We start from the raw sequence: 21,205 nt of genomic DNA on the forward strand, positions 1-21,205 counted from the left end.
GGCCAAGGCGTGGGGCAATACGCACCGTCATTGCGATTGTGCCTGAATTCCCGCGTTTTAGCTGATCTCGGTCACACCATTTTCGGTGACGATCATATCCAGCGGCTGGTCTGTATCCTCCAGCGGGATCTGGTCAATCTCTTGTCCTGCAAAGGCAAACCCGATGGCAAGCGTTGAGCGGCGGGCGCGCAGCAGCTCCAGCGTCCGGTCATAAAATCCGCCGCCATAGCCCAAGCGACCACCGTGCCGGTCAAAAGCCAGCAACGGCACGATCACAATCTCGGGCTCAAAATATTCAAGCGCCTCAGGTACCGATGCGCCGAACTGTCCGGCAACCATTTTCGTGTCGGGCGTCCAACGTGCAAATTTAAGTGGTTGGGCTGCTGCCTGAATAACCGGCACCCCGACGGGACCATGCGCCGCTGCTTCGGCCATGGCGGCAAGAGGGTCAATTTCGGTGCGGATGGGCATGAACCCCGACACAGGAACGCCGCGATAGCCTGCAAGAACCTCGCTCAAATACCCGGCCTGTGCGGCGTTTGCCTGATCAAAAAGCGGTTTACGGCGGGCAAACGCGGCCTTGCGCGCCGCATCTTTAACAGCCGCCAGCGTCACAGCAGAACCGCCGCTGCCAATCCTAGGAATGCGAAAAAGCCTACAATATCTGTCACGGTTGTCACAAACGCCCCGGAGGCCAATGCGGGGTCAACGCCTACCCTCTCCAACAAAATGGGGATGCCTGTGCCTGCAAGGCCCGCAACCACCATGTTGATGACCATCGCAGTCGCAATCACATAGCCCAGCGCCGGAGAGCCAAACCAGACCACGCCAACAATCCCCATGACAACCGCGAATATCGATCCGTTGATCAACCCCACCAGACATTCACGCCGGATCACACGCCACACGTTCGAACCTGTAAGGTCTTTTGTTGCCAAAGCGCGCACCGCGACGGTCAGGCTTTGCGTTCCCGCATTCCCGCCCATCGACGCCACGATCGGCATGAGTACAGCCAGCGCAACAATCTGCGCCAGCGCCACTTCGAACTGTGAAATCACAACAGAGGCAGCAATTGCTGTAACAAGATTCACGGCCAGCCACGGTAGACGCTGTTTCGTTGTCTCGATGACCCGGTCAGAGAGCGACCCCTCCCCTACACCCGCAAGGCGCAGAATGTCTTCTTCGTGTTCTTCATCCAACACCGCCATCGCATCATCAATGGTGATGACCCCAATCAGCCGTCCATCTTCATCGACGACCGGCGCAGAAATCAGGTGGTACTGGTTGAACGCATAGGCCACATCGCCTTCGGCACGCAGCGCCGGGATGATCTGGAAAGTTTCCTCCATCAGAGCAGTCAGCGGCGTCTCGCGCTTGGAGCGCATCAGTTTGCCCAATGTTACATTGCCCACAGGGTGCAGACGCGGATCCACGATGATCACGTGGTAGAACTGATCTGGCAATTCGTCTTCGGGTGTGGCCCGCAGGTGATCGATTGCGGCCCCTACTGTCCAGTGCTCCGGGGCCATCACCACTTCGCGCTGCATCAGACGGCCGGCTGAATACTCAGGATATGCCAGCGCCTGCTCAACGGCCGCGCGGTCTACATCGTCAAGCGCGTCCATAATCGTTGCTTGCTGGGCGTCTTCCAGATCCTCGATGATGTCTACAACATCATCGCTGTCCAGTTCCCGCATGGCTTCTTGCAGGACCTGCGGGGTCAGCAGCGCAATCACTTCGTCGCGAATCGCCTCATCCAGTTCCGAAAGGATATCCCCGTCGAATTCCAGATCATAAAGCCGGATCAGCCGCGCCCGCTCGAATGAGCTGATCTGCTCTAGAAGGTCGGCGATGTCCGCCGCGTGCAGCGGCTCCATCAGCTCAATCAGCTTTTCGCGGTCGTCGATTTCTACAGCATACAGAATGGCCGAGACATCGCGCTTACCCAATACATAGGCTTCAGGTTCATTCTCTTCAGGGAGATTGTCTGTGTGCACTTCTTGTTCCGACATGCGAAATACCCCTGTTGTTTGCGGCAACATAGTCAGGCGCAGCAAGGACCACAATGGCGCGCGTGAGGCGTATTGCACTTGCGCATCTGCGCCGGGCCATTGCCTGAGCGAATTAAACAGGTACAACGCGGGACATGACAGAAATGCTCCTCCTTACCGGCCAAACACTCACCTTCAAAGGTGATCCATTTCACGCACCGTGGGAGGATTGTGTACAGATCAATTCCGCAGGCGCGGTGCTGCTGAACGGCACGAAGATCGCCGCCGTTGGCGATGCCGACGCCCTAAAATCTGCGCACCCGCAGGCGCGGATCATTTCTTATGGTAACGATTTGATCTGTCCGGGATTTATTGACGCGCATGTGCATTACCCGCAGACAGCGATGATCGCGAGTTGGGGCAAACGCCTGATTGACTGGCTCAATACCTATACATTCCCCGAAGAGGCGCGATTTGCCGATCTGGCCTATGCCGAAGACATCGCCACACGCTATCTTGATCTGACCACCGCAAACGGCACGACAACAGTTGCGTCTTTCGCCACCATCCACCCGCATAGCGCCGAAGCACTGTTCCGCGCAGCGGCGGCACGTGGACAAGCTGTGGTCACCGGCAAGACCTGCATGGATAGAAACGCGCCCGACAATCTGCGCGATACGGTGCAATCGGCCTATGACGACAGCAAAGCCCTGATCGCGCGTTGGCAGGGCAAAGGCCGCGCGCAATACGCTATTACGCCGCGGTTTTCCCCCACCTCTACTCCAGAACAGCTTTCTGCACTTGGTGCGCTTTGGGCGGAACATCCAGAATGCTTGATGCAGACCCATCTGAGCGAGCAAACGGATGAAATTGAATGGGTGCACAGCCTTTTTCCCAACGCACGCGACTATCTTGATACCTATGAGGCGCACGGCCTTTTGGGTGAGCGCGGGCTTTACGGCCATTCGATACATCTGACTGCAAGGGAAATTGACAGGCTGGCAGAGGTTCAGGGGCGCGTCATCCACTGCCCCACGTCAAACGCCTTTATCGGATCTGGCGCGCTGAATCTGCCAGCATTGGCAGCGAAGGGTATCCCGCTAGGGCTGGCCACCGATACCGGCGGCGGATCGTCCTTTTCAATGTTGCGCACCATGGCTGCCGCCTACGAGGCCGCACAGCATCACGGCCATGCCCTACATGCGGCGCAGTTGATGTGGCTGGCCACAGCAGGCTCTGCCAATGCTCTTCATCTGGCCCATGAAATCGGTTCCCTGACGGCAGGACATTACGCTGATCTGGTGGTTCTTGACTTGCGTTCAACCGCCCCGATCGAGCAGCGCGCCAATCGCTCCGGCTCGGTTTGGGAGGATGTTTTTGCGACGATTATGCTGGGCGACGACCGGGCAGTGCGCGCAACGTGGATCGCCGGAGCGCAAGCGCACGGGTAATGTGCCACAAGCGGGCGACGCTTTGTCCACTTGCCCGTTTTTTCACTTCAGCAGCGGCTTGCTGCTAGAACCATAACGCGAAAACCATTGACGTTGGCCAGTCCGAATTCCCTGACCTTTTTGTTGGTCAGGTTGCGATAATGCCCCGGCGACTGACGCCAGTTTTCGATCGCCCGTGCCTCTGTCCGGTATCCGCGGCTTACATTCTCGGCCAGGCTGCACCATTTGTAGCCAACGCGTGCAACACGCTTTCGCAAATCAGATCCATCGCTGCTGGTGTGGCTCATGAACTTGTGTTTCGCCATATCCTTGGCGTGCGCCAAAGCGGCTGCATCCAGTTTTTTGCTGCGCCGGACTTTGTGCAGGTTAACCCGCGCGCGTATTGCATTGATTTGCGCGCTTGCGGATCGGGTACTGGTGGAAACGCTCGCATTTTCAAGCTTGGCTTCCTGTGCCTGAGGTGCAGGGCTGGTTGTTGCGCATGCCGCCAACAGTACGACAAGGAAAGCACCAAACATATGGTTTTTCATGTTTACTCCTGTAGTCGGATTGCCATCTCCTTTTGTCTGGTCAGGAGTTCGGGCATATTTATGGTTTTTATCTGTCCATTTCGGACTATGCCACGGCCTTCAACGAATAGATCGCGAACAGTGGTCGGACCGGCAAGAAGCAGCGCAGACAGGTCCCATGATCCCGCCGATTGCACGCCCGACATGTCCCAAATCGCGATGTCAGCACGTTTGCCCAATGCCAGCCGACCGCAATCAGGTCGGCCCAGCACGTCCGCACCGCCCCGGGTCGCAATTTCCAGCGCTTCGCGCGCGCTCATGGCGTCAGCCCCCAGCAGAACGCGCTGTAACAACATCGCCTGTCGCGCTTCGGCAACCAGATTGCCTGCATCGTTACTGGCTGACCCGTCTACGCCAATGCCTACCGGAACCCCTGCATCGCGCATGGCGCGTAAGGGCGCGATCCCGCTGCCCAAGCGGCAATTGGAGCAAGGGCAATGGGCAATACCCGTGCCTGTCGCGGCGAACAGCGCTATTTCGGTGGGGTCGAGTTTAACGCAGTGGGCGTGCCAAACGTCTGGCCCGACCCACCCCAGACTTTCCGCATATTGCCCCGGCCTGCATCCGAATTTCTCCAACGAATACGCGATGTCTTCATCGTTTTCGGCCAGATGGGTGTGTAGCATCACCCCTTTGTCCCGCGCCAAAAGCGCAGCATTTCGCATCAAATCGGTGCTGACCGAAAACGGGGAACAAGGTGCAATACCAACCCGGCACATGGCACCTTCGGCGGGGTCATGAAAGGCATCAATAACGCGGACGCAGTCTGCCAGAATGGCCTCTTCGCCTTCAACCAACGCATCTGGCGGCAAGCCCCCACTGCTTTCTCCAATGCTCATCGCGCCGCGTGTCGGGTGAAACCGCAGGCCGATTTCTGCGGCAGCGTGGATGGTATCCTCCAGCCGCGATCCGTTGGGATAGAGATACAAGTGATCGGAGCTAAGGGTGCAGCCAGACAACGCAAGCTCGGCCAGCCCGACCTGAGCTGAGACATGCATATGATCAGGCGTAAAACGCTGCCAGATAGGATAGAGTGTGCGCAACCAACCGAACAGCAGCGCATCCTGCCCCCCCGGCACAGCACGTGTGAGGCTTTGGTAAAGGTGGTGATGGGTATTCACCAAACCCGGTGTCACCAAACAGCCAGAGACATCAACAACCTCGGCACCATCAGGCGCTGGCAGTGCAGGACCGATGGCCGCAATGACACCGCCAGAGATCAGGATATCCTCTCCTGCCAGCTCACGGCGGGTATCATCCATCGTAAGGATCGCCGCAGCCCCACGCAGCAGGGTCGCAGTCATGTATCGAGAGACTTTTGCAAAATCGCCAAAGCTTCGCTGTGAATTTCGGCATTGGCCGCAGCAATCACGCGACCTCCATTATGGGCCGGTCGTCCATGCCAATCGGTCACAATGCCCCCGGCGGCTTCAATGACCGCAAGTGGTCCCTGAATGTCATAAGCGTTTAGCCCCGCTTCGATTACCAAATCGACCTGACCCGTAGCCACCAACGCATAGGCATAACAATCCATTCCGTAACGGGTCAGCTGCGCGCAATGGGACACTGCGCGAAACGCCGCTTCTTCCTGCGCGCTGCCAACTTCAGGGAACGTCGTAAAGACAATGGCTTCTGACAAGGGCCGCGGCGCGCGGGTATGCAGACTGCGGTGGTTTTCACCATGGATCAATGTCGCGCCTTCGGGCGTCCCGATAAATCGTTCAGCAATATAAGGCTGATCTACGATGCCAATAAACGGACCTTCATCATCGCCAACAGCGATCAGTACGCCCCACGTAGGGGTACCGGAGATAAAGCTCCGCGTACCGTCAATGGGGTCCAGCACCCAAGTCAGCCCGCTGGTACCAGCGGTGCTGCCTAGTTCCTCGCCCATTATGGCATCGTGAGGTCGGTGCTGCGCAAGAATATCGCGCATTGCTGCCTCTGCAGCACGGTCGGCAATCGTGACAGGATCAAACCCGTCGGCCAATTTATTATCGGCCCCCAGATCGCTGCTGCGAAAATATGGCAGGATAACCGCACGCGCGGCATCCGCCATCAGATGCGCCACACGGCAAAGCTCTTGGCTCAGTTCGGGATCATTTTTCATGGGTGATAAGTCTCACCCGCAGGACAGCCGCGCAAGACGCTGCCAACCGGAAAACATCAATCCACTTGAAGTTGAGGAATTCAGGCCACATCACTCAGCACGCGCGCCAATTCGAAAAGGCGGCGGCGTTGGCTTTCGGGAATGGCATAGTAGGATCGCACCAGCTCTACCGCTTCTTTATCTTCCAACAAATCATGCGGGATAGCACATTGCTGGGTCGGAGCGGGCTCTTCGGCATCTGGAACGCCTTCAAAGAAGGCAGATACCGGAACGCCCAATGCGCCCGCAATATCCCAAAGTCGCGAAGCACTGACACGATTTGCGCCTGTTTCGTATTTCTGGATTTGTTGAAACTTGATGCCGACAAGTTCTGCCAGCTGTTGTTGCGTCATACCAATCAACCAGCGGCGTTGTCGGATTTTCTTACCTACATAGGTATCTACAATATGAGCCATTTGAATAGCCTGCTTTCTTACTCTGTGCCAAAACATGCGTCTGTCAATTCTTCGGCTGGCAGAGCGAAACAATATAAACGCCTATAATTCTTAAATAGTATAGCACACCCTATCGTCGTTTATGCGCAAAAAACCTGTGCTTTGGCGCACAGGATTTTCACACTTGGACAATGCCAGTCCGATTTCTTGATCTTCACAAGCGCGCCTCGGTTCTAAATCAGCTACAAGACGCGAAAATTAAAAACTTCACTTTCAATAATGTCGAAAAAAGCATCCAGCAGATCAACTTGCAACAAAAAACAATAAGTTCCGGGCCTGCATTTGCGCACATAGTGGCCTTTTTACTGTTCACTTATTTGCAAGACGGGCTTTCAAAAGGCTAATCAACCGCTCTAAAGGCTCGGTCAAAGCCCCTTCGGATCTGTAAAGGTTGATCATTTGCCGGGGTAATTCGGGCAAAGTGCCGCCATGGTCGATTCGGGTTAACTGCTGCGCTTCAGTACCCTCAATGGCGGTATGGACGGCGAGATCGGCACTTACTGTGGCGTGGATCGCGCTGTCATTGTCAGTCTCCACCAGCATTTGCCAAGGAATATCCGCAGCATCCAGGGCAGCCACCACCTGTTTGCGAAACGTACACAGCCGACCAAACGCAATATTAAGTGGTCTTTGCCGCCATGCTGCACCGCTTTGGGCTCCGATCCAGTGCATGGGACGCTCTGCCAACGTGATGCCGCCGTTACCCAAGGATGTCTCGGTGGTAAGAATGACATCACATTCTCCCTTTGCGAACATTTCTTTGAGCGTGTGGGTGTGGCAAGATTCCAGAACGATCCTGATCGCGGGATAGACGCTGTTAAATTGTTTAAGCACCTGTGGAATTGCCGGATAAACGATGTCATGCGGCACACCCAATCTCAGCGTGCCTGCAAATTCCTGCGCCGTAAGTCGCAGCACCGCCTCGTCGTTCATAGCAACCATCCGGCGCGCATACCCCAATAGCTGGTCCCCGCTGGCGGTGAACGCGATGGTGCGGCCGCTGCGGTCCAGCAACTCTACGTCCAACAACTCCTCTAGCCGCTTGAGCTGCATTGATACCGCCGATTGCGTCAGATGCAAAAAGCCAGCCGCGCGCGTGACACCGCCCGCATCCGCGACAGCGACGAGAGACCGCAAGGTTGCCAGATCAAGATTGCGCATACATCACCAATTCAAATGAGCTACATCAAAAACATTCGTTTTAATGATGCATCGCCCTGCTCCATATATCAAGCACCGAAATGAAACACACCAAACACATCACAGATACTGGAGCATCCCATGCGTATTTCCATTCCTTCTGCCTTCTTTCGTCCTTCATCCGTCACGCGCCCGCGCACGCGGCTTTCCCTGCTTAATCTTCTGGCGCTCTGGCGGAGCCGAAGAGCATTGGGTGCGCTTTGCGAAAACCAATTGCAGGACATAGGGCTAAGTCGTTCTCAGGCCCGCGCGGAGGCCGCAAAACCTATCTGGGACGCCCCATCCTCCTGGAGATGCTAACCAAGTTGCAAAACCTGAGCAAAAAACCTTGAAAAGCGGCGGCCAGCACACGATATTACGGGTAACCCCGCGGTAATCTTGTGCGGGACAGCTTTTAGGGAGTTTTACATGGCAGACGTGAATACAATCCGGACGCGTGCCGGAAGCCGCACAGCCGCGATTGATGAGGGCCTGCGCGCACACATGAGCAAAGTCTACGGCACAATGTCCGTAGGCATGTTGATCACATTCGCCGCCGCTTGGGCGATTTCGGGCTTGGCGGTTACATCCGATCCAGCCGGCGCCACGATGGCACTGCGCGAAGGTCAGTATCTGACAGGTCTTGGTCAGGCGCTTTATGCATCCCCGTTGAAATGGGTTGTCATGTTCGCCCCGCTTGCGTTCATCTTTGGCTTTAGCGCAGGGATCAACCGGATGTCAGCAGCGACCGCGCAGCTGGTATTCTACGCATTTGCACTGGTGATGGGTGTGTCGATCAGCTCGATCTTCCTTGTCTACACCGGCTTCTCGATCATTCAGGTTTTCCTTGTAACAGCTATCGCTTTTGCGGGTCTGTCACTCTGGGGCTACACCACGAAAAAAGACATCTCCGCTTGGGGTAGTTTCCTGATCATGGGTGTAATCGGCCTGATCGTTGCGTCGATCGTCAGCATCTTCTTCCCGAACCCTGCATTGACCTTTGCTATCTCTGCAATCGGTGTGCTGATCTTTGCGGGCCTCACAGCCTATGACACGCAGCGCATCAAGACCGAATATGTTGCACACGCACAGCACGGTGACAGCGAATGGCTGGGTAAGGCCGCGATCATGGGCGCGCTGAACCTCTACCTGAACTTCATCAACATGTTCATGTTCCTGCTTCAACTCATGGGCAACCGTGAATAAGCAGGTCCACAACGACACTATTCAGGCCGCTCCTTCGGGGGCGGCCTTTTTGTTTGGAGAGTATGATGCTTGAGCTGAGACCCAATTGCGAAATGTGTGACCGCGACCTGCCACCAGACAGCGCTGAGGCCCGGATTTGCAGCTATGAATGCACCTTCTGTGTGGGCTGCGTTGAACAGGTTCTGCACAACGTCTGTCCGAATTGCGGAGGCGGCTTTGTCCCTCGCCCCATCCGGCCCCGAAAGGCCCACCGCGATGGCACCGGCCTGCGCCACAATCCGGCGAGTACCAAACGGCGTAAACTGAAGTGGACCACTGCCGACATCACTGCATTCGTGGCAAAGCGGCGCGACATCCCGCCACAAGATCGCTGAAAGCTTCTGCGGCCTGCTGAGCACCCCCTGAGGCCAGTTAAGCCGCTCCGCATTCCTTCAGCCCTAAAACGCAAAAAGCCGCGCAAAACTGCGCGGCTTTATAAGCGTCAAAGTCAGGCGATCTTACTTGATCTTGCCTTCTTTGTATTCAACGTGCTTGCGCGCAACGGGGTCATATTTCTTGATGACCATTTTTTCGGTCATGGTGCGTGCGTTCTTTTTTGTAACGTAGAAGTGGCCTGTGCCCGCGGACGAGTTCAGACGGATCTTGATCGTGGTTGGCTTAGCCATTTTATCTTCTCCTGTGCAGCGGCACGCCCAATGCGGCGCGCGCGCGTAATCTCTGAGCCTCGGCTTCTACCTTCGCCACGGGCCGAGTCAACCCCGTATTGCACATGTTCCGTGCATGGGCAGCAAAATTTACCACTCTTCGCATCATGAATGTTGCCGCAACCGTTCTAATAGTGCTACGTCACCCCTGACGGGAGAGCTGCGGGAAACCGTAGCGCCGAAGAAGCAACCGCCCCGGAAACTCTCAGGCCAATGACAGAGGGGGCACTTTGCCCGCCCGTGCGGCGGCACAAAAGGTGCGCTATGACAACACAGTCCTCCCCGAAAATCGCCGTGATTGGCGCCGGAATTACCGGTGTGACCACGGCCTACATGCTTGCCCGCAAGGGCGCTCAGGTCACCCTCTTCGAGGCAAACCCCTACCCAGCGATGGAGACCAGCTATGCCAACGGCGGCCAGCTGTCGGCCTCTAACGCCGAGGTATGGAATTCTGTCCCGACAGTTCTCAAAGGTATGAAGTGGATGTTTAAGTCCGGTGCACCTTTGCTGCTGAACCCGAAGCCGTCGTGGCACAAGTATTCATGGCTGGCCGAATTCGTCGGGGCGATTCCCAAATACCGCGAGAACACCATCCAGACTGTTAAATGGGCGCTAGAAGCGCGCGCGCATCTACGCACCATCTCCGAAGACGAAGGCATCGACTTTGACCGCGAGGAACGCGGCATCCTGCATTTCTATGGCAGCAAGGGCGAATTCGACACCGCAGCCAAGGTCACCACCCTATTGGCCGAAGGCGGGTTGGAGCGGCACGCCGTAACTCCCGCAGAAATCGAACAGATTGAGCCTGCGCTTAAGGGCGATATTTACGGCGGCTTTTTTACCGAGAGCGATTTCACCGGCGACATTCACAAATTCACCAGTGCACTGGCCAAAGGATGTGCCAAACGCGGCGTGACGCTGCGCATGTCCACCTTCGTGACCAAGGTCGACGCCGCACAGGGCAAGATCGCCATCTCCAGCCAGCCCGCTCAGGGAAAGCACGAGAAAAAAGGCGGTGTCCTGACCGAGATCTACGACAAGGTCGTGATCTGTTCAGGGGTGAAGTCGCGGAGCTTTGCCGCGCATCTGGGCGATCGGCTGAATATCTATCCGGTCAAAGGTTATTCTTTGACGATCAATCTGGAAGATGAGGCCGCGCAAACCGCTGCCCCCACCGTCAGCTTGCTTGATGACAACGCCAAGATCGTCACCAGCCGCTTGGGTAAGTCGCGGTTCCGCGTTGCGGGTACGGCTGAATTCAACGGGTATAACAAAGACATCGTCTGGAACCGCGTGGCACCGATGCTGGATTGGTGCCACACGCATTTCCCCGAAATGAGTACCGAAAGCTTCCAATCCTGGGCGGGCCTGCGGCCTATGATGCCGAATGTGCTGCCCCGTGTTGGACAGGGGCGCAACCCTGCGGTCTTCTACAACACAGGCCATGGGCATTTGGGATGGACCCTGTCTGCCGCCACCGCCGAGATCGTCTCGGAACTGGCCATCGCCTAAACTGCCCAAACCACCCCTGCGGGTGCAGCACGACACGCTGTATCCGCAGGTTAAGTTATGAAAATGCGCGAAAGGCCTATAAGCCGGATTCTGTCCCGAGGGTTGCCCCTCATGGATGACCATTCCTCTGACCATGCCGTTACCGACACAGCTACAGCCGCCAACCCGGACCTGCTGGAGCGAAAGAAGCTCCGCCGCCATGCCCGAAGACACAGAAGCACGCGGTCCCTATTTGGCGTTGCTCCCGGTGGGGCTTGCCATGCCGCCGCTGTTGCCAGCCGCGCGGTGGGCTCTTACCCCACCGTTTCACCCTTACCTGCCAACGCGCCAAGGCGAACCTTGACTGACAGGCGGTTTATTTTCTGTGGCGCTTTCCGTCGGGTTACCCCGCCCGGGCGTTACCCGGCACCGTTTCTTTCCGGAGTCCGGACTTTCCTCCCCGTTGGTTGCCCAACGAAGCGGCCATCCAGCCTTCCGCGCAAACATGCGCCTATCCTGCGCAGGATAGCTTGGTCAAGTGCGCAGTGCGTTTTGCGCCAGTGGGGCATAGTCTGCGGCGCACAATGGCCCTGTGGCAAAGGGCCGGAACCGCAGCCTGACAGCCTCTAGCAACACCTCGTCCGAAGCATCTCCGGTAAACCCTGCCGCTTTCGCCATAGCGCGAAAGCTTTGCCAGTCAGGCACGGGCGGGGCTTGCATATTTGCGGGCTGTGCAGCAAGTCCCTGCCGCGCCAGACGCGGCCAGTCAAAGTGAGGGCCGGGATCGAATTTTCGCCCCGGTGCCATGTCGGAATGGCCAATCACCCCTTCAGGTGCAATGTTCCACCGCGCCATAATCCCGCGCAGCAAGCCTTCCAAGGAGTCCATCAGCGGGGCTGAAAATGGGTGCGTGCCGCGGTTATCAAGCTCGATCCCGATGGACCGCGAATTGATGTCATTTTGCCCACGCCATTCGCCCGCACCTGCATGCCACGCACGCGCTGTTTCCTCCACCATCTGTGTGACGGCGCCGTCAGCTGCAATCAGGTAATGCGCTGATACTTCAGCGCTCGGGTCGCACAGGCGATCTATGGCTGCCTGCGCGCTTTCCATAGCGGTATAGTGAATGACGATCAGGCCGGGCGTCAGGCCATCCCGACGGTCACCGCAATTTGGAGAGCTTTGGACCTGCATTTCGGCAGAGCAGGAGTTATTGACCACCGGACCGGAATACGGCCGGGTTCCAAGTGCAGGCGTAGCCATCCCCATCAGGGTCCATGCCCTTGCGGTCTTTTTCAGGACCACCGAGTTCAAGAAAGGCAATCTGCGCCTGATCCTGATGGACGAACTGTCCGCAACTACGGGTGTATTTTCTGGCCGCGTTGAAACCCGAACGCTTGTACATCTTTGTGCCAACCGGATGGCTGGTCTGCAGTGCATACGCCACAATATTCGGGCCGGTGTTTGTCCGCTCAGGCAGGGCTGTTGGCTGGATCACCTGATACTGCGCACGATTGGAAGCGATGCGTGCGGCGTCGCTTTCGATGCTGCGCTGGCCTGAAACCGCGTCAAAGTTGTTTTCCTGACTGATGCCTGTGGCACTATCAATTACGGCTGGCGCAGGATTGGACGGGCTCGCCTCCAGCGGTGGCACGCCAGAGTTGTTCGCAGCCGCGTCCAGACGTTCTGCATCCAACGGCTGACCGGTCCGCGCAAGAATCGCAGCAGTTTGTGCAGCCGTCTCTTCGGCTGATCCGGCCGCGGGCAATGGCTGCGCGCTTACGCTAGGGGCTGAAGGCACGCCGCCTTGAAGGGCCAGATCACGATTTGCGCGCTGCGCATCAAACGTCTGGTCAAAGCCCACGCCAAAGCGGCTGTCTTCAGGCGCTGCCGGCTGGCAAGCGGCCAAAGCAGCCAAAGTACATGCACCCAGCAAAAAACGAACACCCATCATCTCAAAAGCCTGCTTTCATTCCGCGTTGAGCGCATCTACCACCATTTGTCGGGCTTGGCTACAAACCCTGCCGCGCGCTCAAGCGCATAGGCGGAAGACAGCAGATCGGCTTCTTCCCATGGACGGCCGATCAGTTGCAGACCCAGCGGCAACCCCTGAGCGTTGGTTCCCGTCGGCACCGAGATCCCGGGAAGACCGGCAAGGTTCACTGTCACGGTGAACACATCGTTGAGGTACATCTGGATCGGGTCCGCATCAATCATCTCACCCAGACCGAAGGCCGCCGAAGGGGTGGCCGGTGTCAGGATGCAGTCGATACCGCTGGCGAATACGTCATCAAAGTCTTTCTTGATAAGCGTGCGCACACGACGGGCGCGGTTGTAATAGGCGTCATAAAAACCGGCGGACAGAACATATGTCCCGACCATCACGCGGCGCTGAACCTCTGGGCCGAAGCCCTCAGCGCGGGTTTTCTCATACATTTCGGTGATACCGTCGCCTGCATCCAGTTTGGCGCGGTGGCCATAGCGCACGCCGTCATACCGTGCGAGGTTCGAAGAAGCCTCGGCAGGTGCGATCACGTAATAAGCGGGCAGCGCGTATTTGGTATGCGGCAATGAAATATCGACAATTTCGGCGCCGGCGTCTTTGAGCATTGCCGTGCCGTCATCCCAAAGCTTCCCGATTTCTTCTGGCATGCCTTCCATGCGATATTCCTTGGGAATACCGATTTTCTTACCGCGCATGTCACCCGTCAATGCCGCCTCGAAGTTCGGGACCGCCAGATTGGCGCTGGTGCTATCCTTAGGGTCATAGCTGCACATCGCTTCAAGCATGATCGCCGCATCGCGCACGGATTTGGTCATCGGCCCAGCCTGATCCAGCGAGGAGGCAAAGGCGACAACGCCCCAGCGCGAGCAACGCCCGTACGTTGGTTTGATCCCGACCGTACCGGTAAAGGCCGCAGGCTGGCGAATGGATCCGCCGGTGTCTGTGCCGGTGGCCGCCAGACATAGATCAGCCGCAACCGCAGCAGCGGACCCACCGGATGAGCCGCCGGGCGTAAGCGCCGTTTCTTCGTTGCCACGGCGCCACGGGTTGATCGCATTGCCGTAAACAGAAGTCTCGTTGGAAGAGCCCATGGCGAATTCGTCCATGTTGAGCTTACCCAACATGACCGCGCCTGCGTCCTGCAAGTTCTGGCTGACAGTAGATTCGTATTCGGGCTTGAACCCTTCAAGGATGCGCGAAGCGGCCTGTGACGGCACACCTTTCGTACAAAACAAATCTTTGATCCCGATTGGCAGACCGCACATCGCGGGGGCCTCATCGCTGCCTTTCAAGCGCGTGTCAGCCGCTGCTGCACGTTCCAAGGCCAACTCTGGCGTGTGATGTACAAAGGCGTTCAGCGCGCCTGCGCCCTCGATCGCCTTCAGGCAGGCTTCGGTCAGCTCTTTGGATGTTGTGTCACCCTTGCGCAGCGCATCGCGGGCGTCTGCCAGCCCGAGTTTGTTCAGATCAGACATTATTCCACCACCTTCGGCACAGCAAAAAAGCCCTCGCGCGCGTCGGGCGCGTTTTTCAATATCGAAGCCTGCATATCGCCGTCAGTCACAACATCAGCGCGGCGGTGCAGGTTTTGCGGAGTGACAGAGGTCATTGGCTCAACACCCTCAATGTCTACTTCGCCCAATTGCTCGATGAAGCCCAGGATCGTGTTGAACTCTTGTGCCAGCGCTGGCAGCGCTTCGGGTTCGACTTTGATACGGGCCAGTTTTGCGACGCGCGCGGCGGTGCTTTCATCAATCGACATAGGATTTCCTCATCTGCTTGTCCGTCCTCTACCGCCCCCGCGCCGCGCAAGCAAGTGACTGGCAAGCCTTGAGCCCGACCATCGTGCAAATTCACAAGGCCCCCTCGCCTTCGCTGTGCAATCCGTTAGGTTAAGCGCGAATTATAATCACGGAGAGACGCAATGAACATCATCTGGCTTGGGCACGGCTCCTTTCGCATCGAAATCGAAGACCAGATTATTCTGGTTGATCCCTGGCTGACCGGCAATCCGATGTTATCCGAAGACCAACATTTGTCAGCTATCAGCGGTGCCACGCATATATTGGTCACTCACGGCCACTTTGATCACATCGCCGATGTTGTAAAAATTTCAAAGGATACCGGCGCGCCTGTGTCTGGTATGTATGAACTGGCCCAACACCTGCATGGCCTTGGCGCGGCCGAGGGTGCGGCCTTTAACATGGGCGGCACCACGGGAATCGGTGAGGTCGTAACAGCCACCTTGGTGCCAGCATCACATTCATCAGCCGCAGAGGTCGACGGAAAGCCCCAGTACATGGGTAACGAATCCGGCTTCATCCTGCGGGGCGAAGGGCGCACGATCTATATTTCCGGTGACACCGGCCTGATGTCGGACATGGCGTGGATCGGGGATTACTTCAAACCGGACATCGGGATTATTTCCGCCGGCGGCTTCTTCACGATGGATATGCACATGGCGGCCTACGCAGCGCGCACCTATTTCGCTTTCAACGTCGTCATTCCCTGCCATTATCGCACATTCCCTGCGCTGGAACAGAATGCCGAAGCATTGGTGAACGGCGTGTTGCCCGGCACATCGGTGATTGAGCCACAGGTCCTGCACCCGATTTCGCTTTAGCGTCAAAAGACAGGCCGGTTGGTGCTATCGCCTTAGCTAGCCCCTTCTGGCGCCAAAGAAATCGCGCAGCAACGCCGCGCTCTCGGTCTCGGCAATGCCTTCGAAAACTTCTGGCGCATGGTGACATTGCGGGTGCTCGAACACCCGCGCGCCCTGCGCCACGCCACCCGACTTTGGATCCCCCGCACCATAGTATAGCCGACCTATGCGCGCCGCCGAGATAGCCCCCGCACACATCGGACAAGGTTCCAGAGTCACATAAAGCGCGCACCCCCCAAGCCGTTCAGCCCCCAAATGCGCACAGGCTTCACGTATGGCCAGCATTTCTGCATGAGCAGTGGGATCATTGTCTTCACGCGTCCGGTTGCCCGCCCGCGCGATCACATCGCCTTTAGCTGAGATAACGACTGCGCCCACAGGAACTTCGCCGCGCGCGGCTGCTGCGCGGGCCTCTTCCAGAGCGATATCCATAAAAGATGTAAATGCCATTCCCCTTGATGGCGGCAAAACGCTCTCTTTCGCAAGGGGGGCTGTTGCGCTATGGCTCAACGCATGAATGATACACCAGCCTCCTCCGCCGCAGCGTCCCCTGACGGTGACCGCATTGCAAAAGTCCTCTCCCGCGCTGGTATTGCCAGCCGCCGCGAAGCAGAACGTATGATCGAAGCAGGCCGCGTGAGCGTGAATGGCGCTGTGATCAGCTCTCCTGCGCTGAACGTCACACCAGAAGATCGGGTCACCGTTGACGGCAAGCCCGTCGGCCCTGCCGAGCCCGCGCGCGTTTGGCTGTATCACAAACCAACAGGGCTGGTGACCACGGACAACGACGAAAAGGGACGCGAGACAATCTATGACGCGCTGCCCGAAGACATGCCGCGCGTGATGAGCATCGGCCGCCTCGATCTTAACTCCGAAGGGCTGCTGCTGCTGACAAATGATGGCGGCGTGAAGCGCCTGCTTGAACTGCCCTCCACCGGCTGGCTGCGCCGCTACCGTGTCCGTGTGAACGGGCGACCGACCGAAGAAGTGCTGGAGCCATTGCGCAAGGGCATCATCGCCGACGGCGAGCCGTTTCAGCCGATGGAAGTTGTTCTGGACCGCCAGAAGGGCGCGAATGCATGGCTTACCGTTGGCCTACGCGAGGGGAAAAACCGCGAAATCAGGCGCGCGATGGATGAAATCGGGCTTAGCGTAAACCGGCTGATACGTGTCAGCTATGGTCCCTTCCAGCTGGGCGACATCAAGCCGGGTGCCGTCGAAGAGGTACGCCGCAAAGTACTGCGCGATCAGCTTGGACCCGATGCGGAATCCCTGCTCGGAGAGCCGCCAGCCGCACCAACTCAGGTCAAGCGTGGGTTCAAACGGCGGGTACCGCATAAGGGCGCCTTTGGCGGACCTGGCCAGCCAGGCCTGCCCAAACCACTCGAAGAGACCGAAGAGCCACGCGGCAAGCGCGGCAAACCGGCCAAGCCTGCGAAATCTTACCGGCCGACGAAAGCTGTAAGGGACGCTGCACGAAAAGCCGCTACCGGCCCCGCACCGCGTAAATTCACATCATCCTCACCCAAACCGCGCACACCGGGCGGTCCCAAAGGCCCTAAACGGGGCTGAACACTGACCCGCGTTTTGCCAGCCGTTCAGGAACGCATGATGGCATTGGCAGCAAAGACGACGCCTGCCGCAGCGCAAAGACGGGCGAAACGCTTGCGCCACAGCTTGGCTGGTTTTGGCGAAGCGACGGGTTTGCGGTTATCTGTCAAACGTCGTTGTTGCATGGTTAGAACCTCGTTCTCATCTTCAGTTCAAAGGCTTTTTAACCGTTTCAACTGTTCCGCCGCATGGATTTTCGCGCCTGATTTTCCCCTACACTTTACCTGCGATTCTTGGTCAATTGTGTTAACACCGCCGCTAAAGGGACATCTAAATGCCCAATAACTGTTCGCCCACTCACACGAATCGGGTTTTTTCTGCCCAGTATCGCGTCGATTCGCGAATCCGTAGTCCTTTTGATCGCAGCAATGTGCCTGACTGCACCCTATTCGCCGCCTTGGCGCTGGCGGCTTGGGAAAGGAACGCGTAAATCAGCCCAATGTTAAAGGGCTGTGAACAAGCGGATAGCCCCGCGGCACTGGAAACCGCGCCCAAGCCTGCTTATGCTATCTTTAGAGACGACCAATTGCCGCTGCATGTCGAGGAATTCATGGGACCAAAACCCTTTCGCAAAGTCGCTTATGTGGCACTGATCGTCTTGCTCTTCGGCGTCAGCTCCGGCTGGATCGGGGGTATCTGAGCATGGCACAACGATATGGCGGCAAATTCAGTCCTGACGGCAGTGGTGTGCAAAACACTGAAAAACCCAGACGCAAGATCGAGGTCGATCCTGCTGGCGGACGGGCCAACGTTCTTTTCGTGCCAGCGGTCGTCCTTGTCGCGACCAGTTTTGGCAGTACCAATCCATTCGGTTTTCTGGCGGCCATGTTGGGCGCTGTTTCACTGACGCTGGCTGCGTGGCTGTTGCGCGGCGGATTGCGTGCCGAAGCAGCCTATCTTTCCCGCAAGGTTGCGCGCCGCCCTGCACTGCCCCGAAAAACACTTGCCGCTGCCTTCAGCGGCATTGGCACGGCGCTTGCGGTGACGGCTCACCTGAACGCGTTTGATTTGGTGTCACCGGTAATTTATGGCATCGTCGCTGTCGGTTTGCATCTGGCAGCCTTCGGCTTTGACCCCCTGCGCAACAAGGGTATGGACGGCATCGACACGTTCCAACAGGACCGCGTGGCGCGCGTTGTCGACGAGGCTGAAAAGCACCTTCTCACCATGAGGGAGACGATTAACCGCGCTGGTGACCGACAGGCGATCGCCCGCCTTGAGGATTTCACGGATACGGCGCGCGACCTAATCCGCACCGTTGAGGAAGACCCGCGTGATTTGACGGCAGCGCGCAAGTATCTTGGTGTATATCTACAGGGTGCGCGGGACGCGACGGCCAAATTCGCTGACATCTATTCACGCACCCGCGATACACAGGCCCGTACCGACTATCTGGCGTTGCTGGACGATCTTGAGAAAAACTTTGCCGCCCGCAACCGTAAATCACTGCTTGAAGATCGCAGTGACCTAACCATTGAAATTGATGTGCTGCGTGAGCGGCTGTCGCGTGAAGGCGTGCGTCTGAAGTGACCCGCGCCTTAATCACCTGTCCACAAGGAACCAAACATGTCTAATACCGTCCGAGAAAAAGCCGCTCAGGATCTTGCCCTGGTCGAAGAAGTGACCGCCGTTGTTCTGCCCGAACCGGCCGATGCAAACGCTGTCGTCACGCTTGAGCAGGCAGACGCGCCCGTTGGTGCCGAAATCCGTGCCCGCATGGACGAGCTGGACATGGACGACACACAGTCCATCATCAGCTTCGGATCTGCCGCTCAGGCCGAACTGCAAGAAATCTCTCAGGCGATGCTGCAAGACGTGCGCAACAAGGACGTCGGCCCCGCAGGCGACAGCCTGCGCGGCATCGTCACAACCATCCGCGGCTTTGCTGTTTCTGAACTGGATGTGCGCCGCGAGCGTAGCTGGTGGGAAAAGCTGATCGGCCGCGCCGCTCCCTTCGCGAAGTTCACTGCGAAATTTGAAAAGGTTCAGGGCCAGATCGACAAGATCACAGACAACCTGCTGTCACATGAGCATACGCTGCTGAAAGACATCAAATCGCTCGACATGCTGTATGAGAAAACGCTGCAGTTCTACGACGAACTGGCGCTGTATATCGCAGCCGGTGAAGCCAAGCTGGCCGAACTGGACGCCACTGTTATCCCCGCCAAAGAGGCCGAGGTTGAAGCGGCAGCCGAGGAAGATCAGGTCATGGTCGCACAGCAGTTGCGCGACATGCGCGCTGCACGCGATGACCTTGAGCGCCGTGTTCACGACCTCAAGCTTACCCGTCAGGTAACCATGCAGTCGCTGCCTTCCATCCGTCTGGTTCAGGAAAATGACAAGTCGCTTGTAACCAAGATCAACTCGACCCTCGTGAACACTGTGCCCCTGTGGGAAACCCAGCTGGCACAAGCCGTCACGATCCAACGTTCCTTTGAGGCGGCGACAGCCGTGCGCGAAGCCAACGACCTTACCAATGAACTGCTGACTTCCAACGCCAAGAACCTGCGCGAGAGCAACAAGGTCATCCGCGAAGAAATGGAACGCGGCGTGTTCGATATCGAGGCCGTCAAAGCCGCGAACGCCGATCTGATCGGCACCATCGAAGAAAGCCTGCAGATCGCTGATGCCGGTAAGGCCAAACGTGCCGCCGCCGAAGTCGAACTTAAGGCGATGGAAGCCAAACTGCGCGATACACTTGCAGCCGCCAAGTCCAAGAAGACCGGTCTGGGCGACACTGCTGCTGGCAGCGTGTCAAGCTGACCATGACCGGGGCGCGCACAAGAATTGCTGCCGGGCTAGGGCTTTTTGCTTTGGTACTCAGCGCTTGTAGCCAGGTGGCAGTACCGGTCAGTCCGGTGCTGAAACCTGTTGCGCGCCCCGATATTCCTGCCCCTACGGTCCCGCCAAAGGTTGCACGCCCGACATCTCAGGAAAGTGCGGAACTGCGTAGTTATCTCTATCAGGTGCAAAACGCACAGCTGGGTCAGGGGCTACTGCGCCGTGACGGCGGCGGCAGTGATACGCCCTTTACCAATACGATGCTTGCCCGCAATTTTGAGCAGATCGCCTTCTTTAATGAATATGACGGCAATTTCTCCGGTCGTGGCGGGCCAAGCCCGTTGCGCCGCTGGGAAGCACCTGTGCGGATGGAGCTGATCTTTGGCGAGGGCGTTCCCCCCTCCCAGCGCAAAAGCGATACCCAGCAGGTGAGCAGCTATGCCGCACGGCTTGGCCGTGTGACAGGTCATCCGGTCAGCATGAGCGGCAATCCGAATTTTATTGTGATCATTGCCGGTGAAGATGACCGCGCCGAAGCTTTGGCAGAAGCTGCCGCAAGGGTTTCCGGCATTTCAGCGTCAAGCCTGACACCGCTGATCAGTTTGCGCCGTGACACCTATTGCGTCGTAGCAGCCTACGCAGGCGGGCCAGGCGACAATACGTACACCGCAGCGCTGGCTGTGATCCGCGCAGAGAACCCTAGCCTGCTGCGCCTGTCATGCATCCACGAAGAACTGGCCCAAGGCATGGGGCTGGCCAATGACAGCCCTACTGCGCGCCCGTCGATCTTTAACGACGACGATGAATTCTCTCTGCTGACGCGACACGACGAATTGCTGCTTCGGATGCTGTATGACCCGCGTCTGCGCCCCGGCATGAGCGCCGATGAGGCCCGCCCGACCGTGCAGACCATTGCTGCAGAACTCACCTCAGCCGGACCGGTATGATCCG

Annotated in this window: 25 protein-coding genes, 1 other RNA gene and 1 riboswitch; of the genes, 11 read left to right on the forward strand and 15 right to left on the reverse strand. The window is 57.6% G+C overall.

The window, feature by feature from the left end:
* Window positions 1-57: 57 nt before the first annotated feature.
* Window positions 58-615, reverse strand: coding sequence for a 5-formyltetrahydrofolate cyclo-ligase (locus tag K3757_RS13480; protein ID WP_259996242.1), 558 nt, complete (start codon window positions 613-615; stop codon window positions 58-60).
* Window positions 612-2,012 carry a magnesium transporter gene (mgtE, locus tag K3757_RS13485; RefSeq protein WP_259996243.1) on the reverse strand — a complete coding sequence of 467 codons (1,401 nt, stop codon included), beginning with the start codon at window positions 2,010-2,012 and terminating at the stop codon, window positions 612-614. The genes K3757_RS13480 and mgtE overlap by 4 nt, the downstream gene beginning before the upstream one ends.
* Window positions 2,013-2,146: 134 nt before the next feature.
* On the opposite strand from mgtE, the gene guaD reads away from it, so the two are divergent.
* The gene (gene guaD, locus K3757_RS13490) at window positions 2,147-3,442 is read left to right on the forward strand and encodes a guanine deaminase (RefSeq protein WP_259996244.1); all 1,296 of its coding nucleotides are present in this window, start codon (window positions 2,147-2,149) and stop codon (window positions 3,440-3,442) included.
* Between the two features lie 47 nt (window positions 3,443-3,489).
* Here guaD and K3757_RS13495 read toward each other — a convergent pair whose 3' ends face one another.
* The 5 genes from K3757_RS13495 to K3757_RS13515 all read right to left on the reverse strand — a co-directional run bounded on the left by K3757_RS13495 (window position 3,490) and on the right by K3757_RS13515 (window position 7,776).
* On the reverse strand, window positions 3,490-3,972 hold the full coding sequence (locus K3757_RS13495) for a CAP domain-containing protein (RefSeq protein WP_259996245.1): 483 nt from the start codon (window positions 3,970-3,972) through the stop codon (window positions 3,490-3,492).
* A gap of 2 nt (window positions 3,973-3,974) precedes the next feature.
* Window positions 3,975-5,315 carry an 8-oxoguanine deaminase gene (locus K3757_RS13500; RefSeq protein ID WP_259996246.1) on the reverse strand — a complete coding sequence of 447 codons (1,341 nt, stop codon included), beginning with the start codon at window positions 5,313-5,315 and terminating at the stop codon, window positions 3,975-3,977.
* Complete coding sequence (gene hisN, locus K3757_RS13505; RefSeq protein ID WP_259996247.1) at window positions 5,312-6,121, reverse strand: histidinol-phosphatase; 810 nt, start codon at window positions 6,119-6,121, stop codon at window positions 5,312-5,314. Before hisN ends, K3757_RS13500 begins: the two co-directional genes overlap by 4 nt.
* Before the next feature lie 80 nt (window positions 6,122-6,201).
* Window positions 6,202-6,576, reverse strand: a complete 375-nt coding sequence (locus K3757_RS13510; RefSeq protein WP_259996248.1) for a helix-turn-helix domain-containing protein — start codon at window positions 6,574-6,576, stop codon at window positions 6,202-6,204.
* A gap of 348 nt (window positions 6,577-6,924) precedes the next feature.
* Window positions 6,925-7,776 carry a LysR family transcriptional regulator gene (locus K3757_RS13515; protein ID WP_259996249.1) on the reverse strand — a complete coding sequence of 284 codons (852 nt, stop codon included), beginning with the start codon at window positions 7,774-7,776 and terminating at the stop codon, window positions 6,925-6,927.
* Window positions 7,777-7,896: 120 nt separating this feature from the next.
* Between K3757_RS13515 and K3757_RS13520 the strand changes: the two genes are divergently transcribed.
* The 3 genes from K3757_RS13520 to K3757_RS13530 all read left to right on the forward strand — a co-directional run bounded on the left by K3757_RS13520 (window position 7,897) and on the right by K3757_RS13530 (window position 9,374).
* Window positions 7,897-8,115, forward strand: a complete 219-nt coding sequence (locus K3757_RS13520; protein WP_259996250.1) for a DUF1127 domain-containing protein — start codon at window positions 7,897-7,899, stop codon at window positions 8,113-8,115.
* Between the two features lie 108 nt (window positions 8,116-8,223).
* The gene (locus tag K3757_RS13525; protein WP_259996252.1) at window positions 8,224-9,000 is read left to right on the forward strand and encodes a Bax inhibitor-1/YccA family protein; all 777 of its coding nucleotides are present in this window, start codon (window positions 8,224-8,226) and stop codon (window positions 8,998-9,000) included.
* Between the two features lie 65 nt (window positions 9,001-9,065).
* On the forward strand, window positions 9,066-9,374 hold the full coding sequence (locus K3757_RS13530; protein WP_259996253.1) for a DUF1272 domain-containing protein: 309 nt from the start codon (window positions 9,066-9,068) through the stop codon (window positions 9,372-9,374).
* Between the two features lie 123 nt (window positions 9,375-9,497).
* Here the strand turns inward: K3757_RS13530 and rpmG are convergent, their stop codons facing one another.
* The gene (gene rpmG / locus K3757_RS13535; RefSeq protein WP_007119221.1) at window positions 9,498-9,665 is read right to left on the reverse strand and encodes a 50S ribosomal protein L33; all 168 of its coding nucleotides are present in this window, start codon (window positions 9,663-9,665) and stop codon (window positions 9,498-9,500) included.
* Between the two features lie 181 nt (window positions 9,666-9,846).
* Window positions 9,847-9,934, forward strand: a riboswitch (glycine riboswitch).
* 34 nt (window positions 9,935-9,968) lie between these two features.
* Here rpmG and K3757_RS13540 point away from each other — a divergent pair.
* Entirely contained in the window at window positions 9,969-11,216 is a 1,248-nt protein-coding gene (locus tag K3757_RS13540) for a D-amino acid dehydrogenase (RefSeq protein WP_259996254.1), read from the forward strand.
* A 63-nt stretch (window positions 11,217-11,279) separates the two neighbouring features.
* On the opposite strand, the gene rnpB is transcribed toward K3757_RS13540, so the two are convergent.
* The 5 genes from rnpB to gatC all read right to left on the reverse strand — a co-directional run bounded on the left by rnpB (window position 11,280) and on the right by gatC (window position 14,962).
* Window positions 11,280-11,694: RNase P RNA component class A (gene rnpB / locus K3757_RS13545), an RNA gene on the reverse strand.
* Between the two features lie 35 nt (window positions 11,695-11,729).
* Window positions 11,730-12,389, reverse strand: a complete 660-nt coding sequence (locus K3757_RS13550) for an N-acetylmuramoyl-L-alanine amidase (protein ID WP_260001280.1) — start codon at window positions 12,387-12,389, stop codon at window positions 11,730-11,732.
* A 16-nt stretch (window positions 12,390-12,405) separates the two neighbouring features.
* Entirely contained in the window at window positions 12,406-13,149 is a 744-nt protein-coding gene (locus K3757_RS13555) for a hypothetical protein (RefSeq protein WP_311201735.1), read from the reverse strand.
* Between the two features lie 35 nt (window positions 13,150-13,184).
* Entirely contained in the window at window positions 13,185-14,675 is a 1,491-nt protein-coding gene (gene gatA / locus K3757_RS13560) for an Asp-tRNA(Asn)/Glu-tRNA(Gln) amidotransferase subunit GatA (RefSeq protein WP_259996255.1), read from the reverse strand.
* Window positions 14,675-14,962, reverse strand: a complete 288-nt coding sequence (gene gatC, locus K3757_RS13565) for an Asp-tRNA(Asn)/Glu-tRNA(Gln) amidotransferase subunit GatC (protein ID WP_259996256.1) — start codon at window positions 14,960-14,962, stop codon at window positions 14,675-14,677. The genes gatA and gatC overlap by 1 nt, the downstream gene beginning before the upstream one ends.
* A gap of 162 nt (window positions 14,963-15,124) precedes the next feature.
* Between gatC and K3757_RS13570 the strand changes: the two genes are divergently transcribed.
* Entirely contained in the window at window positions 15,125-15,823 is a 699-nt protein-coding gene (locus K3757_RS13570) for a metal-dependent hydrolase (protein WP_259996257.1), read from the forward strand.
* A gap of 36 nt (window positions 15,824-15,859) precedes the next feature.
* Here the strand turns inward: K3757_RS13570 and K3757_RS13575 are convergent, their stop codons facing one another.
* Entirely contained in the window at window positions 15,860-16,312 is a 453-nt protein-coding gene (locus K3757_RS13575) for a nucleoside deaminase (RefSeq protein ID WP_259996259.1), read from the reverse strand.
* A gap of 63 nt (window positions 16,313-16,375) precedes the next feature.
* On the opposite strand from K3757_RS13575, the gene K3757_RS13580 reads away from it, so the two are divergent.
* On the forward strand, window positions 16,376-17,434 hold the full coding sequence (locus tag K3757_RS13580; RefSeq protein WP_259996261.1) for a pseudouridine synthase: 1,059 nt from the start codon (window positions 16,376-16,378) through the stop codon (window positions 17,432-17,434).
* Window positions 17,435-17,460: 26 nt separating this feature from the next.
* On the opposite strand, the gene K3757_RS13585 is transcribed toward K3757_RS13580, so the two are convergent.
* Window positions 17,461-17,598 (reverse strand): hypothetical protein, encoded by a 138-nt coding sequence (locus K3757_RS13585; RefSeq protein WP_259996263.1) that lies wholly within the window; start codon window positions 17,596-17,598, stop codon window positions 17,461-17,463.
* Window positions 17,599-17,912: 314 nt separating this feature from the next.
* Here K3757_RS13585 and K3757_RS13590 point away from each other — a divergent pair, with 314 nt between their 5' ends.
* From K3757_RS13590 to K3757_RS13605, 4 genes are read left to right on the forward strand one after another with little or no spacing between them, the layout of a single operon-like run.
* A complete protein-coding gene (locus tag K3757_RS13590; protein ID WP_259996265.1) occupies window positions 17,913-18,113 on the forward strand; it encodes a hypothetical protein in 201 nt (66 codons plus the stop codon).
* A 2-nt stretch (window positions 18,114-18,115) separates the two neighbouring features.
* Window positions 18,116-19,003: a 5-bromo-4-chloroindolyl phosphate hydrolysis family protein gene (locus tag K3757_RS13595; protein WP_259996267.1), complete on the forward strand. Its 888-nt coding sequence runs from the start codon at window positions 18,116-18,118 to the stop codon at window positions 19,001-19,003.
* 36 nt (window positions 19,004-19,039) lie between these two features.
* Window positions 19,040-20,236 (forward strand): toxic anion resistance protein, encoded by a 1,197-nt coding sequence (locus tag K3757_RS13600; RefSeq protein WP_259996269.1) that lies wholly within the window; start codon window positions 19,040-19,042, stop codon window positions 20,234-20,236.
* Window positions 20,237-20,238: 2 nt separating this feature from the next.
* Window positions 20,239-21,201: a DUF2927 domain-containing protein gene (locus tag K3757_RS13605; protein WP_259996271.1), complete on the forward strand. Its 963-nt coding sequence runs from the start codon at window positions 20,239-20,241 to the stop codon at window positions 21,199-21,201.
* The last annotated feature ends 4 nt before the right edge of the window (window positions 21,202-21,205 follow it).

Source organism: Sulfitobacter sp. S223 (assembly GCF_025143825.1).
Taxonomy (GTDB): domain Bacteria; phylum Pseudomonadota; class Alphaproteobacteria; order Rhodobacterales; family Rhodobacteraceae; genus Sulfitobacter.